Annotated in this window: 13 protein-coding genes, 2 tRNA genes and 2 pseudogenes; 11 read left to right on the plus strand and 6 right to left on the minus strand. The window is 43.2% G+C overall.

From position 1 onward, the window contains the following. Positions 1-146 precede the first annotated feature (146 nt). Positions 147-962 (minus strand): sulfotransferase, encoded by an 816-nt coding sequence (locus tag KA717_39145; GenBank protein UXE61313.1) that lies wholly within the window; start codon positions 960-962, stop codon positions 147-149. A gap of 182 nt (positions 963-1,144) precedes the next feature. Beyond that, on the minus strand, positions 1,145-2,272 hold the full coding sequence (locus KA717_39150) for an ISAs1 family transposase (protein ID UXE61314.1): 1,128 nt from the start codon (positions 2,270-2,272) through the stop codon (positions 1,145-1,147). A gap of 346 nt (positions 2,273-2,618) precedes the next feature. Here KA717_39150 and KA717_39155 point away from each other — a divergent pair, with 346 nt between their 5' ends. The 3 genes from KA717_39155 to KA717_39165 all read left to right on the plus strand — a co-directional run bounded on the left by KA717_39155 (position 2,619) and on the right by KA717_39165 (position 5,409). Further along, on the plus strand, positions 2,619-3,164 hold the full coding sequence (locus KA717_39155; protein ID UXE61315.1) for an alpha/beta hydrolase-fold protein: 546 nt from the start codon (positions 2,619-2,621) through the stop codon (positions 3,162-3,164). A 421-nt stretch (positions 3,165-3,585) separates the two neighbouring features. Next, entirely contained in the window at positions 3,586-4,602 is a 1,017-nt protein-coding gene (locus tag KA717_39160; GenBank protein ID UXE61316.1) for a hypothetical protein, read from the plus strand. A gap of 27 nt (positions 4,603-4,629) precedes the next feature. Beyond that, positions 4,630-5,409 carry a peptidoglycan-binding protein gene (locus tag KA717_39165; protein ID UXE61317.1) on the plus strand — a complete coding sequence of 260 codons (780 nt, stop codon included), beginning with the start codon at positions 4,630-4,632 and terminating at the stop codon, positions 5,407-5,409. 435 nt (positions 5,410-5,844) lie between these two features. On the opposite strand, the gene KA717_39170 is transcribed toward KA717_39165, so the two are convergent. From KA717_39170 to hmpF, 3 genes are all read right to left on the minus strand, one after another. Then, positions 5,845-5,916 (minus strand) — tRNA-Thr (locus KA717_39170). A gap of 19 nt (positions 5,917-5,935) precedes the next feature. Then, a tRNA-Tyr gene (locus tag KA717_39175) sits at positions 5,936-6,020 on the minus strand. A gap of 55 nt (positions 6,021-6,075) precedes the next feature. After that, a complete protein-coding gene (gene hmpF, locus KA717_39180) occupies positions 6,076-7,680 on the minus strand; it encodes a pilus motility taxis protein HmpF (protein ID UXE61318.1) in 1,605 nt (534 codons plus the stop codon). 179 nt (positions 7,681-7,859) lie between these two features. On the opposite strand from hmpF, the gene KA717_39185 reads away from it, so the two are divergent. The 7 genes and pseudogenes from KA717_39185 (at position 7,860) to KA717_39215 (ending at position 15,664) form a co-directional block, all read left to right on the plus strand. Further along, positions 7,860-9,035: a response regulator gene (locus KA717_39185; GenBank protein ID UXE61319.1), complete on the plus strand. Its 1,176-nt coding sequence runs from the start codon at positions 7,860-7,862 to the stop codon at positions 9,033-9,035. Positions 9,036-9,537: 502 nt separating this feature from the next. Beyond that, a complete protein-coding gene (locus KA717_39190) occupies positions 9,538-9,903 on the plus strand; it encodes a response regulator (protein UXE61320.1) in 366 nt (121 codons plus the stop codon). 36 nt (positions 9,904-9,939) lie between these two features. After that, positions 9,940-10,470 carry a chemotaxis protein CheW gene (locus KA717_39195; GenBank protein ID UXE61321.1) on the plus strand — a complete coding sequence of 177 codons (531 nt, stop codon included), beginning with the start codon at positions 9,940-9,942 and terminating at the stop codon, positions 10,468-10,470. 101 nt (positions 10,471-10,571) lie between these two features. Next, positions 10,572-13,007 (plus strand): methyl-accepting chemotaxis protein, encoded by a 2,436-nt coding sequence (locus KA717_39200; GenBank protein UXE61322.1) that lies wholly within the window; start codon positions 10,572-10,574, stop codon positions 13,005-13,007. Positions 13,008-13,018: 11 nt separating this feature from the next. Then, positions 13,019-13,819, plus strand: a complete 801-nt coding sequence (locus KA717_39205) for an MlaE family lipid ABC transporter permease subunit (protein ID UXE61323.1) — start codon at positions 13,019-13,021, stop codon at positions 13,817-13,819. A gap of 88 nt (positions 13,820-13,907) precedes the next feature. Continuing rightward, the gene (locus tag KA717_39210; protein UXE64923.1) at positions 13,908-15,209 is read left to right on the plus strand and encodes a dihydroorotase; all 1,302 of its coding nucleotides are present in this window, start codon (positions 13,908-13,910) and stop codon (positions 15,207-15,209) included. Between the two features lie 212 nt (positions 15,210-15,421). Further along, positions 15,422-15,664, plus strand: a pseudogene (locus tag KA717_39215) (IS5/IS1182 family transposase). Positions 15,665-15,677: 13 nt separating this feature from the next. On the opposite strand, the pseudogene KA717_39220 reads toward KA717_39215, so the two are convergent. Next, positions 15,678-15,878: pseudogene (locus KA717_39220) on the minus strand (hypothetical protein). A gap of 277 nt (positions 15,879-16,155) precedes the next feature. Here KA717_39220 and KA717_39225 point away from each other — a divergent pair. Further along, on the plus strand, positions 16,156-16,350 hold the full coding sequence (locus tag KA717_39225) for a transposase (GenBank protein UXE61324.1): 195 nt from the start codon (positions 16,156-16,158) through the stop codon (positions 16,348-16,350). Positions 16,351-16,366: the final 16 nt, after the last annotated feature.

The raw sequence follows: 16,366 nt of genomic DNA on the forward strand, positions 1-16,366 counted from the left end.
TGTCAGCATAGCTAAAATTGGGTAGCAGCGTAAAGTGGGACACTTTGCTCAGGGTCTTGCCTCGTGAAAATGGCTGTAAGGCTTACTCTGTAGGAGGAAAGCTAAAACCCTTTCAGGGTAAGCTGTCCCGCCTTAAGTTGATACCCCTAAAATTCAATTAATCGACAATATTGAGATAAAATACTTTGACTTTTATTAAAGGCTTGGATCGATTTTTCCGTTAATTCAGGAGAAATTTGGCGATCTAATTGTCTTTCTTTTCTAATAATTTTACCAGCTTTAATATTCTCTGATGAATCGCCAATCCCCCGTATTCCCGTTGTTTTAAGAACTTGATATTTTTCAGAGAAACCTGCCTGAGTTTTTAAGAAACTTTGTAATTCTGCAAAAACTAAATCACTTTTCTTGAGCAGTTGCTCATAAGTAATTAACAGGCTACGCTCTTTACTATTAATAAGTTTGGCATATTGTTCAAGATGGGAGAGACGATTGATATAATAATTAGCTGCTTGCTCCTCAGTTAGATGAGATTTAATATCTAGAATACTTTCCAGAGTCCTTTTTGGTTCTCGCAAAAGAAAAATATTATATAATTTATCTGAGGAAAGAAAATCCTCATTGAGAAATTTATGATCATGTAAGACTTTATCTAAGAGATAGGTATGGTTCATATTCAAGTCACGGAGTCGCCAATAAACCCTGAACATTAACGCTTTGAAATCTTTTTCCGATTCATAATTGAGATGGGTTTCTCCATAGCCGATAATTTCAGGATTAGAATTGAGAATATGAGTCAGGAGGGAAGAGCCAGAACGCATATGACTCAAAACAAAAAGAATTCGATAGGGAGATTCCCTGAATTGGATTCGACAGGGGTTTTTCTGGGTATCAATCCGCAGTTGATAATACTTATAAGTCGCTCTAGTCTGTAAGTCTTTTAGTAATTGATGGAGTCCTGACATTTCCTCGTTCCTCTGAGTTAGGTTGGAAGTATTTTTATATATTAGTATAATAAATTGTCATTAAAAATAAATTTTACGCCTTATGTGAGTTGTCCAAAGGGTTGAACAGGAGTTTGCTCAAAGGTGAGAACATCGATGCCAAAAAGCTGGCGCAACAATATACGTAGCAGGGCAAACGCATCTTATCCGAGTAAAACCTTAAGGAGATAGTCCTCGTCCCAACCAGCGCGTAGCCGTTTATTCTTGATACCAAGTTTCAGAGTATTTTCCTTTGTGAGCAAGTTAAGAGCGATATGGCGTAAGACGGCTAAATTCTCAGGAGCAAAATCCTTACGAATGCGACAAGCATCCTCGTTGAAGGCCAAGTCTAGAACCCAATGTAAAGAGTTTTCTATCAACCAATGACTACGAACAGATTGGGATAATTTTTGAGCATTACTCGGCAGGCTACTGATATAGTAGCGAGTCTCATACTCTGTTTTGTCTTTCAATCGTCTCTCCGCTTTAATCATACAGATGCTCGTCAACTTTGCCCATTTCTCCCCACCCAGCAAAAATTCTGTTTGTTCCATCGTCCAGCAACGGCGAATTTCAATCCGTCCATGTCCCTTGTCTATTGTTTGATGAAAATCATGCTTAATTCCCACAAAATTAACCGATTGAGCATGAGCAAATAATTGTTCAACATCCTCACATAAATTACCTTGATTGCCTTTCAATGCCAAAACATAATCTCCCCCTCGCCCTACTATCTGTTGGGCAATCTTTGTCTGAGTTCCCATGGCATCAATCGTTACGATACAACCTTTGACCTCTAGCATTTTCAGGAGTTTAGGAATCGCCGTGATTTCATTCGATTTGCTTTCCACCTTGCACTGTCCTAGTACTAGACGATTTGCTGTTGCCCATGCACTTACCATCTGAATTGCGCCCTTTCCGTTGGCATTGTCATAGGAGTGGCGAAGGGTTTTGCCGTCAATCGCTATCACTTCTCCTTCACTTACCTCCGCTATACTTTTGACCCAATGCAGAAAACAGTCTTGAAATTGCTCTGGATTCAGACTAGCAAATACACGCGCAAACGTATCGTCGGAGGGGATGCCATTCGGCAATTCCAAAATTTTTTTTAGCCATTGATGTTTAGCCTTGCCGAAACTTTCCATGGCTACCCAACCTTCTGCTCCACAAATGACGGCTAAGATGGCAATCGTTAGAATATCAATGAGTTTATGCCGTTTTGTTCGTTCGATGCGAGGGTCATCTATTTCGGCAAAGTGTTCTACCAGTCTATATTTGGGTCGGAGTTTCATCGCTTTTGTTTTCTATGCACTTTCCCTTATTTTCCCTTATCCATCCCTCTATAATGTTCTTGTATCTGTATCATTTTTAGATGCGTTCGCCCTGACGGTTCCTCCTGACTATGCCAGTCACCCAGAGCATCGCTATCCAGTCATCTACCTGACTGATGGCAACGCGGCTGTTCCGCAAACTGCTCCCTACCAGTTGTTAACCCTGGATCCTATTTATCCAATTCGCTCTTTTATTCAAGTTGGTGTGGGTTATGTTGGTGATGATGCGCCCTACCAACTAGCCCTCAGAGCAAGAGATTTGCTACCACCGGGTGAACCCATCCCCAGAGGAGTCAGCGAGACTTCCATGCAACGTCTGGTGGAACTCGGTATTTTGGACGCTGTGGGTGTGAAACTCTACCTTCACCATCTCCATCATCCAGCGGGCGATCAGTTTTATGCTTTTCTGAGTGAGGAACTGCATCCGCGTCTAGTAGAAACCTATCGAATCGAAACCCACACCGCAGGATTATTTGGCTACTCCTATGGCGGACTTTTCGCTACCTATGTGGCTCTTCGGCGATCGCCTCTGTTCCATCGGATTGGGGTCGGCAGTCCTGGAATCTCGCCCCAGAAATCTAAAATCTTTGAGTTATATCAAGCTGAACTGAACAATGTTACTGATCATACAAACCGATGGCTTCATCTAACCGTTTGTCAATCAGAGTTGATGAACCGCTCCTATTACTACCAATTAGTCGGACAGGGAACGGCAGCGTTACTGCAACTCTTGCGTCAATCGCCCCTTAGAGGGCTGGAGTTTTCCAGTCAGATTATCGAACAGGAATCTCATGCTACGGGCTTTATGCCGTCCTGGTTTAGTTTTCTCCGAACTTGCTATGCCGCCGAGTAATGCTCCTTCATCCCCTCATAATCTTCTCTTCGTTTGGTAATGAATCTGCTTAATTAAAAACGGCGATCGCCCTCAGTGACGTACACAAGTGCCTCAAACCCTTACTAGGACTGGGTTTTATAGATGTGGAAAAAATGCCCCTCTCTAATCCTGAAACCCTTACTGTGTCTAGGTTGCAAGTTAAGTACTGATAAAAGTATTTAAAGAAGTGTCCGTCAGTCAGGCGATCGCCTTCTCAAATCCAACCCTAATAATTCTACTCAAAGAAAAATTCACAGATTGCCTTCTCGAAATCGTCTTATTAGTAGAGAGTCGAAAATCTAAATGCGATCGCTGTTTTGGTTTCGATGTTTCCAGATCAGTTTTTAAAATAAACAATTGTCATTAACCCGCTTTCTTTATCTAAAAGCTCCTGAAAATTATGACAAATTCTAATCTCTCAGAAACCGTAGATAACATTAATATTTTAAATGTAAATATTAGAGAAGTTCTTATCGAAGTTTTACCCGTAGTTTCCCCAGAATTACAACTAGAAATAACTCTTCTATTGCGACAAATTTATCACATTAATTCTTTGATTGAAGAAAAGAATCATTCCTGGGTAATTAATCACTTTAAATTCAATGATAAACGAGCAAAGTTTATTTTATTACTAGAAGACATTAGAAGTATATTAATTGTACTCAAGACAAATAAAGTTAGTGTTGAGTCCATTCGAGAATTTAGGATTAATCTAGAAAAAGAGATTAATTGCGATCGCTATCTTTTTTTGGGAAATATCTTAAATCTATTTATTCATATCTATTACGTTAAGTCAATACCATTCAAAATATTTATAGGCTTATCCGTCACAACCTTGTTTGCGATAATAGCCCTTGTTTTGTCCGCCCAAGAAATTTATAAATTGGACGTTGGTCTTCTGGAAAATCATCTTGAACAGCAGACAAATATTGTAACTTCAGCCCCCCCCTCCGCCTCTCCACTTCCATCCCCTAAGCGTTCTGATAATTTAGTTAGTCCAATTAAAAGAAATAACCCTAGTCGGCGTATTTTGTATTCCTTAGTGTATGCAGCAACAGCAGGAGTATTAGGTAGCGTCGCTAGTATTCTCTTACGAATAATAGACTTTCGAGACCAACAATATGATGATCCCTTTATTCCTTTTTTTATCGGTCTATGCAAGCCTTTAATCGGCCTAATCCTGGGAATTTTCAGCTTTAGTTTAATTAGCTCAAATACGGTTATTAAAATTGATTTTTTAATCACTCAAGATAATAATTCTTCAACCTTGAATGATGATTCTTCAACTTCGATCGAAAACAACATTCGTCATAATTTGTTTATATTTTCCTGTGCCTTTTTAGTTGGTTTTAGCGAAAGATTTGCTTCTGACTTGCTCAAAAAGACAGAATCATCTATTATTGAAAAGAAATCTTAATTGATATTATCTTAGGGAGTAATTACTATGACTACTGCTACAGCTATTCCCACATCTTTAGAGCAAATGGAATCCCAAAATCTGGTGATTTCCCTCGCTGATCTCAAAAAAGATACGGAACTACTTGAAGAAATTCAAACCCGTTTAAAAGCTTTAGGACTTTACTCCAGCAATATTGATGGATTGTGGGGGCCAGGGACAGAACAAGGAGTTGAGCAATTTTGCCAAACCGTTTATCTCAATTCTATGGATACAGGGATTTTTGGAGCTTCTTTTGCAAAAGCTTTATTAGATACCAAGGATATTAATAATCCTGGCCCCTACGGACTCCCAAACTGGTGGCAAAATGGGAATGAAAATGCCCTCGCCCAGGCGATCGCAAAAGAAGCTCATGCCCAGGGAATCACAGACCGAAATCAGATTTGTTACATTATGGCCACCATTCAACATGAAACCGCCGCAACCTATAAACCAATCGCCGAATATGGAGGAGCAAGTCGTCCCTACGCGCCCTATTATGGTCGGGGTTATGTACAGCTAACCTGGAAATATAACTATGCTAAATATAGCGATAAGCTTCATCAAGATTATGTGAGTAATCCTAATGAAGTGATGCAACCTGATGTCTCTTTATTTGTCATTGTTGACGGTATGAAAAATGGTGTTTTCACTGGTAAAACATTGGGGGATTATATCTCTGGAAGTCATGTTGATTTTGTCAATGCTCGACGTATTATTAATGGGACTGACCGCGCTGAATTAATCGCCAGTTACGCTCAACAATGGCAAAAAACAACCTTATTTTAATCTGATTATTATGCTAATTATGCGATCACGCTCTCAAAACCAATGCTGATCATTCTGTAACAACAAATTCAGCAACTTCAGAGGCAATTAGATTGGGACTATCCTTTGCCTCTTGGAGAAACAAGGTAGTGATTTGGTAGCAGTGGTGTTCTAAAAAGACTATAGAAACGCAGGTCACAATCCTGAATAAGAGCTTAAAAATCAAGCTGTCCAATGACGAGCCGTTAAGAATAATCAGGCAAGCAAAGAGCCTCTACAGGTTTACAACACGACTCACAACCCTTAATTATCATAACAACGATAAGTAGTTGTACAAAATTAATTACACAAAAATCAGACTGAAAAGCTTGTATAACATCAAAGTCATGTGTAAATAATTTCGTCTCATTACTTAATATGTCATTGATGATAAACGATTAGTCATTTTACAACACAAGCCCGTGACGAGGATTGAACTCGTGACCTCACCCTTACCAAGGGTGTGCTCTACCACTGAGCCACACGGGCAAAATAGACTATTTAATTGTGGTGGGCCGAGCTGGATTTGAACCAGCGTAGGCATAGCCAGCGGATTTACAGTCCGCCCCCATTAACCACTCGGGCATCGACCCATTTCTGTCACGATTAATAACTATAGCATAAACAAATGACAAGTCAAACACTTTTTTAGGTTGTGAGCAATAAATCTGCCAGGCTCTCTACTTGGGGTCGTAGGCAGTCCAGTTGATCTTGTAAGGGTTGTAGAGCAGCTTCATATAGAGAGACTTTGGTCTGAAGTTGAATAACTTCTCGTTGAAATCCTTGCCAATCCTCTTCTTCCTGGGCGAGGTTTTTCTTTTTATCAGCCTGTTCCACATCCAGATGATGAACCATTTCTTGGATTTGCTGTAGGCTCTGTTGAAGATTGTGAATATCTGCTTCTAGTTTATTGCGCTCTTCGTTCGCCTTACGTTTGACCCCTTCCAAATGATTAATCACTGGATCTAAATTAATGGTCGGCAAATTAGCATCAAAACCGACAATTCCTTGCCGGCGACGTAAAACCCGTAAATGTTGCACCAAAACATCCTGACGCTCTTTTAAATTACGGCGTTGTCCTACAAGGGTTTCATCCAACATGCGTTTGCGCTCTTGTTCCTCATTCATTTCCTCTTCAATGGCAATGCGCTCATAGTCGTTTACCTGAGTGAGTTGGATCTGCAATTCCTCTACAGCTTGGCACTGTAAAGTTAATTCTTCTTCCTGATCATTAACAAAATGAACCAACTTATCAAGATCAGACTGAAGATGTTGAAGGCTTTCTTCTAATTGTCCTAGGGGCATTTTTTCGAGACTGCCGAGATCGATTCTATGTTCAGAGCTACTATCCATACCACCACTAGCTAATCGATAGAGTCGAGTCTGCAAATCTTCAGTCATTTGGAGTTGAATATTTAAACGACGGAGCGTCGTCTGATGATTGCTGAGAACATTTTGCTCAACAGCAAATTGTATTTTGGCCTTTTCCAACGCAATTTGAGTACGCTCTAACTCTTGCCGACAAAGTAGAATAATTTCCCGTTTTTGTCCAAGAGATTGCCCCTGCTGGGCTGCTTGTTGTCGATATTTGCTCAAATCTTGCCAATAGCGGTTAAAGACTTCCTGCTGGGCTTGAGCGGCATTGAGGGCCGTTTGTAACGATTCATTGAGGCTTGCGGCAGCTTCCGGTTGACCGGCAAGACGATTTAGTAAAATTTGGAGTTGTTCACTGTGACTGGGGGCAAGATTCAGCAAATAACCAAAACGATTTTGGAGATCGAGCAGTTGCTGGCGTTCGTACTCTAGCCGATTCCAAGCTAGATCAATTTCTTGTTTTTGTCGCCCCAGTTGCTGTAATTCAGCTTCCTTATCCTCGGCTTCGGCTTCTCGCGTATCCAATTCCATTTCCCGACGGGCCAATTCTTGACTTTGATAGGTCAAGGATTGTTTCCACTGATCGATTTCTTCCTGCTGATCTTTCAGCTTTTCAGAGAGGCGGGACAATTTCTGAAGTTGACGCACCAATTCGGGAGCGGCCGTTTCTGGCGTTCCCTGGAGTTGACGATTGACTAATTGGAGCATCCAGAGAGTTCCCTCATTGACAGATTCCAGACTTTCTGAGGTCAAGAGTTCTTCATTGGGTAGGGCACTCCAGGTCTGATCACTATGTTGGCAGGCAAGAAGTTTGAGTTCCGTCTTCAAACCACCTAAAAAATTCCGTGTTTGCTTTTTAACTTCTGCTAAGTACAGCACGAGAGGCGATCCTAGTTAATGGATTTAGAGGGATGATAGATCGAAGTAGTCGCTCACTCTTTACATTAACTCAATTTTCGGTCAGTGTAGATCTCTTGGCTTCGGAATCCCTAGGACGGTTTTATCGGTCATCTAAAGAAGTTGTCAAGTTAAACTATAGAAAAAGCATCAGACTGATTATGCAGGGAAACCTAGGGGAAATTGATATTCGTAGTATCCTGCAACTGATTGAGCTGGGTCAGCGTACAGGGGAATTGTTTGTTGAAGCCTATCAATCACCCTCCCAAACTTTAGTGCCAGGGGAGAATGCTTGCTGGTTTGTGTTTTTTGTCAATGGTCAAATCGTCTATGCGGTGGATAAAAGTTATGGCCAGCTTAAACGGTTGCGAGATTATCTACGTCGTTTCAATTTAGCTGATCAGATTCAACTCGTGAGTTCGGATCATGGGGTGATCTCGACAACAAACGATCCAGAGTATGGCTATCTGTGGTTACTGCTAGAGAAAAATATTTTGACACCAGTGCAGGCCCGAAACATTATTCAGGGCATGGTGCAAGAGGTTCTTTTTGATCTCCTTAGTTTACGACAGGGAACCTTTATTTTTGAGATGGGAACAGCCCTGGATCCCCCGCTCACTGCCTTTGAAATCTCGCCATTTATTTTACAAATGACGAAGCAGGTACAGGAATGGAAACAGTTTCATCCCTTTGTTCAATCGCCAGACCAAATGATTGCGATCGCCGATCAACCGAAATTGGCCAGCGTCCTCTCGGAAAAACTATATCAACGCTTAATCACCTGGGCTAAAAATAAATCCTCTCTGCGGCAATTATCTCGCTATCTCCATCGGGATCTACCTATGGTCGCTCGCAGTTTAGCTCCTTACATTGAAAGAGGTTTACTTTCTATGATTGATCCTCCTCGACCCGTTAGTCAGCCCAAACCCATTTCTCCCTGGGACACCTATCCCAGCATTACCTTACCCCAGGTGGTCTGTATTGACGATGAGCGGACAGTGGGCAAACAAACAGAGCTGATTCTCAGTCGTCAAGGCTATGTCGTTAGTTATTTTAATGATCCCCTGGAAGCCTTACAGCAACTCTTCCAGCTTAAGCCAGATTTGATTCTGTGTGATATTTCTATGCCCAAGCTAGATGGCTATGAAATTTGTGCCATGCTTCGTCACTCTATCGTGTTTCGCCAAACCCCAATTATTATGCTAACGGGCAAAGATGCTTTTATGGACAGAGTCAGGGCCCACCTAGTGGGAGCAACAGATTATTTGACTAAACCCTTCAGTGAGGGAGAATTACTGCTACTTCTAGAGTCCTATCTTCCGGTACAACACTTGTAAATTGACATCCTCTCCGCCTTAGAACGGCGAAGATTCCTAAACCTCACGATTTAGGTTTCTGCTTCATAGCAACTGCCTCCACCCCCAAGGAGTTTTATTGTCTTATGTTCGCTCCACAGACTATCCCCGCAAGCCCTGCGGTTCCTATGTATTGAAGTCTCAAACCGAGAATTCTTGTCTTTGGTTTTGATTCTAGGGGTGGACTGCCCATTGCCCTATCCTCTTATCCCAGTCTGCCGATTTTTCTTCGCCATTGCCGTTTAAAGCAAGCTTTGGTGTTAGGCTTTATGTCTCCATCGTCTGGGTGGGTCAGTGACCACTAGTATCCTACCAGATAAAGCCGTCCTAGAACGACGGAGTTTCAGACCCAAATTTTTGATGACGAAGAAAAGTTTTTACTAAGTAATTAGGATGTCAATGTAACTACTATTATGGTAGAGAAACAGTTTCAATCCCTTGGCATCGCCCCTGGATCCCTCGCAAGCCGAGCAATAGGAAATTTATGAGCGAAGTTTTGCTTGTCGAAGATAGTCCCGTTCAACGGGAGATGATCGCCGGCATCCTCAAAGATCACGGATGGAAAGTTACCATTGCTTGTGATGGCGTTGAAGCCCTAGAGCAGTTGCAACAATTTAGTCCCGACCTAGTGGTTTTAGACATTGTGATGCCCCGGATGAATGGCTATGAAGTGTGTCGGCGTATTAAGTCTGATCCTAAAACCAAGAATGTTCCAGTGGTGATGTGTTCTTCTAAAGGTGAAGAGTTTGATCGTTATTGGGGAATGCGGCAGGGGGCGGATGCTTATATTGCCAAGCCTTTTCAACCCCTTGAACTGATTGGAACTATTAAGCAACTCCTTCGGGGTTGATCGGACGTGTTTTATCGATCAGGGCAGAGGTAAACAATGGTAGAAGAGCCAGATTTTTTGATCAAAGATCAGTCAGATATTGGGGCTGAATTTCAAACATTGCAGGCCCTAGAGGGGGAATTACATCTGCGCTTTTGTGTGCCCTCCCAGGAAGAATTTGCTTTACCGGCGATCGCCATTCGCGAGGTTATGCAGCAAGCACCGGATCGAATTACACCTATTCCCAATGCTTCACCGTTATTATTGGGCACAATTAACCTACGGGGTCAGATCATTTGGGTGGCAGATCTTGGTCAATTTTTAGGGAATCCTACCCTTTTAAATACGGATCGAGTTGAAATTCCTGTGATTGCCGTCGAAGATCAAGACACGATTCTAGGACTGGCGATCGAATCCCTCGGCGAAATGGAATGGCTCGATACTGAGAAGTTACAAGCCTCCAATAATGTACCTGATCATATTTCTCCCTACGTTCAAGGGGAATGGATACTTAACACTGAAACCCATCAAGTTTTGCGACTGTTAGACTATGTGGCGATTCTGCGCTCGGCTCGCTGGGCTACTTAATCCTTCCTTTGACGCTTCGGCTCACGATACCCCCTTCCCATGTGATAAACCAGACGCGATCCAACCATTGACAACCGACTACTGATTAGGAGACAGGCAAAATGGCATCAGGGAAAGACTATTCCAACCTCTACGGACAAGCTTATGTGGCCTATGGCCAGGGCAATTATGAAGAAGCTGCGTCCTATATCGAAGAAATGGGGGAAGCTTACCCCGATGATCCCAATGTTCTACTCCTTCAAGGTCATATTTATCTGGGCCTAGAACGCTATGATATTGCTCAACAAAAATATGAAAAAGTTCTACAAATCTCTGAACGTCAGGACTTGAGAGACTGTGCGGTGCAATCTCTAGAACAAGTTCAAAGCATTACAGGGGTCGTCATTAAAACAGAAAGTAGAACGGTAGAATCGTCAAAAAACATCGTTAGGACAGGAGAAGAGGAAAAGACCTTATTGCCAGGAATGGGGGAATCGACCTTTGTTGTCTCTTCTGATGTGGCAGCTCAACAATTCCAATTCGGAGAAGTCTTTCCCGCTTTTTCTGATACTAGAGGAGAGAACAATCCCAATATTCCTACCTATCAACCCTGGTTAGGAGAAACCGATCCCGCTCATTTAGACTCGCTCTTGGATCGGGATGCAATTCCGACAGTACAAATCTCTCCTTCCCAACAGAGAGAAAGGGGAGAGGATCTGATGCCGAATCTAGATGAGTTTAATGATGCCTCTTTAGATAATCTTGCTGATTTTGACTTAACCGATATCGCGCCCGAACTACCGGATTCTTCCCTTTTTATGCAAACGGGAGATCTCGGTATGGGGATATCAGCAAGATTAAAAGAAGCTTTTGCGGCTGAGGGATCTCCTACGGTGGCCGCTAGCAGCCCTCCTCCAGGGATGGTCACCTGGTTAAAACCCGATGATAGTCTTGCAGGAGAGATGACAGGCGCTTCTAGTCGCTACGTCAAACCGACGGTAGAAGTGGATCCTGGCTTTTTAGGCTGGTTTGTCAATGCTCCTTTAAAACGAAAACAACTTTATATTGCGATCGCGGCTGGCGTAACTTCTGCTTTAACGGTGTTAGTGGTCAATGGTGTTTCAGGAATGCTTTCTCCTCATCCAGCCACTCCGGCCCCTGTCAGTTCTGAAAAATCGTCCTCAGGGAAAAATACACCGAAAAGCCCCAATGCGATAAAAACAGACGCAAAAACAGGCGGAAATAAGTCTAAAGCCTCAACAGGTTCCTCTTCCCAGGCTCCCCTGCTTCTGGTTGCTCTCTTAACAGGAGTTGCGGCAGCCGGAGTGACTTGGTTAATTAGCAATCTCCTGATTCGTCAAATTAAACGCACCATTGATGATCTTCAAAATCAATTTGACGCTATTTACGAGGGGAATTTTAATGTTCGCGCCCGAATCTATTCAGAGGATGAATTGGGTCAGTTAGCCCAAAGTTTTAACTACATTTCCCAGGTGATTCTGACTGCTACCAGTGAAGCCCAGGAACGGGCCTCTGCGACGGAAAAAGCACGGGAAAAATTACAACGTCAGGTTATTCGTTTACTAGATGATGTAGAAGGGGCCTCACGAGGCGATCTAACGGTTCAGGCGGAGGTAACGGCCGATGAGTTGGGAGCCGTGGCCGATGCTTTTAACTTGACTATCCAAAATTTACGCGAAATTGTTTCCCAGGTAAAACAAGCGGCAAAACAGGTTAACCGCAATTCCACCGATAGTGAATCCTTTGCTCGTAATAATTCCAGCGACGCACTACGAATGGCGGAAGAGTTAGCCGTTACCCTGAATTCCGTCCAGTTGATGACAGAATCGATTCAACGGGTTGCAGAAAATGCACGGGAAGCGGAGGAAGTAGCCCATACCTCCTCTCTCACCGCCTTGAAAGGGGGAGAATCGGTTGAACGAACGGTGGCGGGTATCTTGCAAATTAGAGAAACCGTTTCGGAAACGGCTCGCAAGGTAAAACGGTTAGCCGAAGCATCCCAGGAAATTTCTAAAATTGTGGCGGTGATTTCCCAAATTGCATCTCGTACTAACTTATTGGCGTTAAATGCGTCGATTCAAGCCGCTAGGGCGGGGGATGCGGGTCGAGGCTTTGCGATCGTTGCGGATGAAGTGCGACAGTTGGCCGATCGCTCGGCTAAGTCTTTGAAAGAAATTGAACAGATCGTGTTACAAATCCAAAGTGAAACGGGGTCAGTAATGACGGCGATGGAAGAGGGCATTCAACAGGTTATCGATGTAACCGATAAGTCAGAACAATCTAAACGCGCCCTAGAAGACATTATTGAAGTGTCTAATCGCATTAACACCCTAGTGCGATCAATCACGGCAGATACGGTTAGACAACAGGAAAACTCTAGTGCGGTTGCTCAGGTTATGCAGTCTATTGAGTTAACGGCCCAGGAAACATCCCAGGAATCCCAACGGGTAGCAGGTTCCTTACAATCTCTCGTCTCCATTTCCAGGGATTTACTGACTTCCGTAGAACGTTTCCGCTTAGATCAAGGAACAAAATAAGGCGATATGCCATGAACGACTATCAGCCTTTTAACGGTAATTTACAGATCTGGCTTGAACGATTGGCGGCAGCATTTTTTCTGGGAGGTCAGGTTTTTCTGCATATCCTTCAGGGCAGAATTCATCGTCGCAATACCCTCGAACAAATGAGTATGGTTGGCCCTGCTTCTACCACGATCGCTCTGGTAACGGCGGGTTTTGTAGGAATGGTCTTTACCATTCAGGTTGCCAGGGAGTTCATTCATTTTGGCGCGACAACAACGGTGGGTGGAGTATTAGCGATCGCTCTGGCAAGGGAACTGGCCCCGGTCTTAACCGCAGTGGTAGTGGCGGGAAGAGTTGGCTCGGCTTTTGCCGCAGAAATCGGCACGATGCGGGTAACGGAACAAATTGACGCACTCTATATGCTAAAAACTGACCCAATTGATTATTTAGTTGTCCCCAGGGTCTTAGCTTGTGCCTTGATGTTGCCGATTTTAACCCTGTTAGCCTTGTTAATCGGGATGACAGGAGGCTTGTTTATTTCCTATAGTCTCTATGATATTAATCCCACCGTCTTTTTAAAGTCAGTTCAAAATTTTCTTCAACTGTGGGATGTATTTAGTGCTCTGATTAAATCCCTCATTTTTGGAGCCGTGATTGCCGTGATCGGTTGTAGTTGGGGCTTAACCACGACGGGGGGTGCAAAAGGGGTCGGCCAATCAACGACCACCGCCGTTGTTACTTCTTTATTAGCCGTCTTTATCGTTAATTTTTTCCTGTCCTGGCTGATGTTTCAAGGAACGGGGAATGCCAATGTGGGAGAGGGGTAAAGGCGCGAGAGAAAGGCAATAGACCATTGTTTGCTAGGATTTTGTAGGGGAATGGGTAGCGTTCGGAGTCACCCAAAGTTAAATTGTGTTGAGTGAATCTCAAGTTTTACAACAGATAAGATGCTTAGATCCCAAAACCAACAGGGATCAACGCTGTGATATTTGGATTAGGGATGGTCGGATTCAGTCCTTGGATTTAACTACTATTGCCTTAGACCAATTACCGAGCAACACAGTTTGGATTGATGGTTCTAACTTAATTTTGGCCCCTGGTCTGGTCGATCTTTACAGCTATAGTGGCGAACCTGGTCTGGAAGATCGAGAAACCTTAGCAAGTTTAATGGCCGCAGCCTGGGCGGGAGGATTTACCCAGATCGGCATTTTGCCCCATACCCAACCCGTCCTTGATCAGCCCGCGATCCTGGCCTTATTACAGGATAAATTGGCTCAGTTAAATCAAAAGACCTTGCCTCAAGTTCAGTTTTGGGGAAGTTTAACGTTAGGGGAAAAAGGAGAACAACTGAGTGAATTAGGGGAATTGGCCCAGGCGGGGGTTCAGGGTTTTATGACCCATAAACCGTTAGAAAATTTGGCTCTGTTACGTCGTGCCTTGGAATATTTACAGCCCTTGGGAAAACCCTTGGCTCTGGTTCCTATCAATAGCAGTTTGCAAGACAACGGAGTGATGAGAGAAGGCCCGGCGGCCATTCGCTTAGGGTTGCCCAGTGAACCCGATATGGCCGAAACCACGGCGATCGCCACCATCCTAGAAATGGTAGGAGAATACCGAACCCCTGTACATTTTATGCGGCTATCAACTGCCAGAGGGGTCGATTTAGTCGCCCAGGGCAAGGCCCAACAATTACCAATTACCGCCAGCGTTAACTGGATGCACCTATTATGGAACACTGATCAGCTTGAAAGTTATGATCCCAACTTACGACTGGCTCCTCCCCTTGGCAATGAAACGGATCGTTTGGCCTTAATTCAAGGCCTGAAATCTGGGATCATTGATGCGATCGCCGTTGACCATCGGGCCTACACCTACGAAGAAAAAACCCTCGCTTTTGCTGAAGCTCCTCCAGGGGCGATCGGGCTAGAATTGGCCTTACCCTGTCTTTGGCGAGGATTAGTCACGACGGGAATGCTAACAGCCTTGGAACTGTGGCAAGCCTTGAGTCTTCATTCCTGCCATTGTTGGGGACTAAACAGCGATGAACCAACCGCTAGATATGTATTATTTGATCCCCAAGCCGTTTGGACAGTGGATGGAACAAACCTCAAAACCCTAGGACGTAATACCCCTTATTTAGGACAAACTCTTCAAGGTAAAGTGCAAAATATTTTCCTGGCTCCTCAACCAGAGCGTGTTATCAATCAGCAATTCTAAATTTGCGCTGTAGCAAGGGTTTCAGCCCATATTCCGTACTGATTAAGAGGAAGTAAAAAATAAACTCAGAAATAGCGACGGAATAGACAGGGCTTGCTGAAAAAAAGCTAAAACCCTTATAGAGAAAAGAGTGTAGCCATAAAAACAACGTCAAAGATGCAGGAAAATAAGCTAGAATGAGTCGGAAACCTTGCATCCCTCCCCTCAACAGTATGTATCGCAAAGAACAGTACACAGAAAAAACACTGGAAAACTTCAAAAACCTGTTTGAGGGGAAATTGGACGAAGAAAATCGTTGGATAAAAATGTCAAAAATGATTCCCTGGGAGGAATTTGAAGGAGAATATGCTAAAAATTTCAAAGAAAAAAAAGGAGCACCAGCAAAGTCATTTAGAATAGCATTAGGGGCATTAATCATTAAAGAAATGTTAGGAATAAGTGATAGAGAAACAGTAGGGTGCATCCCACTTAAGATAATACATTGACACTCAAAAGAGGAGAGTGATTGAGATAAGCACATCGTAGCCGAAGAATACGAGAAACATTATGAAGATGCCAACGTGCTCCCGACAATTTAACCCTAGCTCCCACCTGTTTAATCTTAGACTCCACATCACCAGAACCAATCACAATACCAAGCTGTTGATAGTATTGGTAATCAGGGATACGCTGATAATGCTTCGTCAAATAGGCTTGAAAATTCTTTGCCCTCTTGCTTTTGACTCCATCAAACGCATCTATTGCCCTGACTTTTCCCGTTAAGTCCAAAATCCAGCAATGCAAACTTCTAGAGGCTTTATCTGGCAAGGGTTTGAGTAATGATTCTCTTGACAGGAAAAAAATATTCTGAAGCCATCATCCCGCTTATCGTTCAAATTTCAAAAACAAAGGATGAAGGGAGTATGAGACTGTAAAATGGAGAAAATCTTAAAGGGCAGGTCAAAAAATGTTGGAATGGTGGACAAAAAACTTTGCCAGTTGTGAATTGGGAGACGAGAGGCTAAACAATCGTGCCTTCTCGATTGGGAAAAAGTTAAGTGAGGGGTTTGGAAAAGCCTTATCAGAAGTGTTTAAGGGAGGAAACGAGTTAAAGAGGGCCTATGAATTTTTGGGAATCCGAAAACAGACTTTGTCAAGATAATAGAGCCGCACTGTGA

The sequence above is a fragment of the Woronichinia naegeliana WA131 genome, from assembly GCA_025370055.1.
GTDB lineage: Bacteria > Cyanobacteriota > Cyanobacteriia > Cyanobacteriales > Microcystaceae > Woronichinia > Woronichinia naegeliana.

Bases quoted from the DNA above. Each gene is read 5' to 3' on its own strand.
- KA717_39145 (UXE61313.1), bottom strand. From the start codon at position 962: ATGTCAGGACTCCATCAATTACTAAAAGACTTACAGACTAGAGCGACT.
- KA717_39150 (UXE61314.1), bottom strand. From the start codon at position 2,272: ATGAAACTCCGACCCAAATATAGACTGGTAGAACACTTTGCCGAAATA.
- KA717_39155 (UXE61315.1), top strand. From the start codon at position 2,619: ATGCAACGTCTGGTGGAACTCGGTATTTTGGACGCTGTGGGTGTGAAA.
- KA717_39160 (UXE61316.1), top strand. From the start codon at position 3,586: ATGACAAATTCTAATCTCTCAGAAACCGTAGATAACATTAATATTTTA.
- KA717_39165 (UXE61317.1), top strand. From the start codon at position 4,630: ATGACTACTGCTACAGCTATTCCCACATCTTTAGAGCAAATGGAATCC.
- KA717_39185 (UXE61319.1), top strand. From the start codon at position 7,860: ATGCAGGGAAACCTAGGGGAAATTGATATTCGTAGTATCCTGCAACTG.
- KA717_39190 (UXE61320.1), top strand. From the start codon at position 9,538: ATGAGCGAAGTTTTGCTTGTCGAAGATAGTCCCGTTCAACGGGAGATG.
- KA717_39195 (UXE61321.1), top strand. From the start codon at position 9,940: ATGGTAGAAGAGCCAGATTTTTTGATCAAAGATCAGTCAGATATTGGG.
- KA717_39200 (UXE61322.1), top strand. From the start codon at position 10,572: ATGGCATCAGGGAAAGACTATTCCAACCTCTACGGACAAGCTTATGTG.
- KA717_39205 (UXE61323.1), top strand. From the start codon at position 13,019: ATGAACGACTATCAGCCTTTTAACGGTAATTTACAGATCTGGCTTGAA.
- KA717_39225 (UXE61324.1), top strand. From the start codon at position 16,156: ATGTTGGAATGGTGGACAAAAAACTTTGCCAGTTGTGAATTGGGAGAC.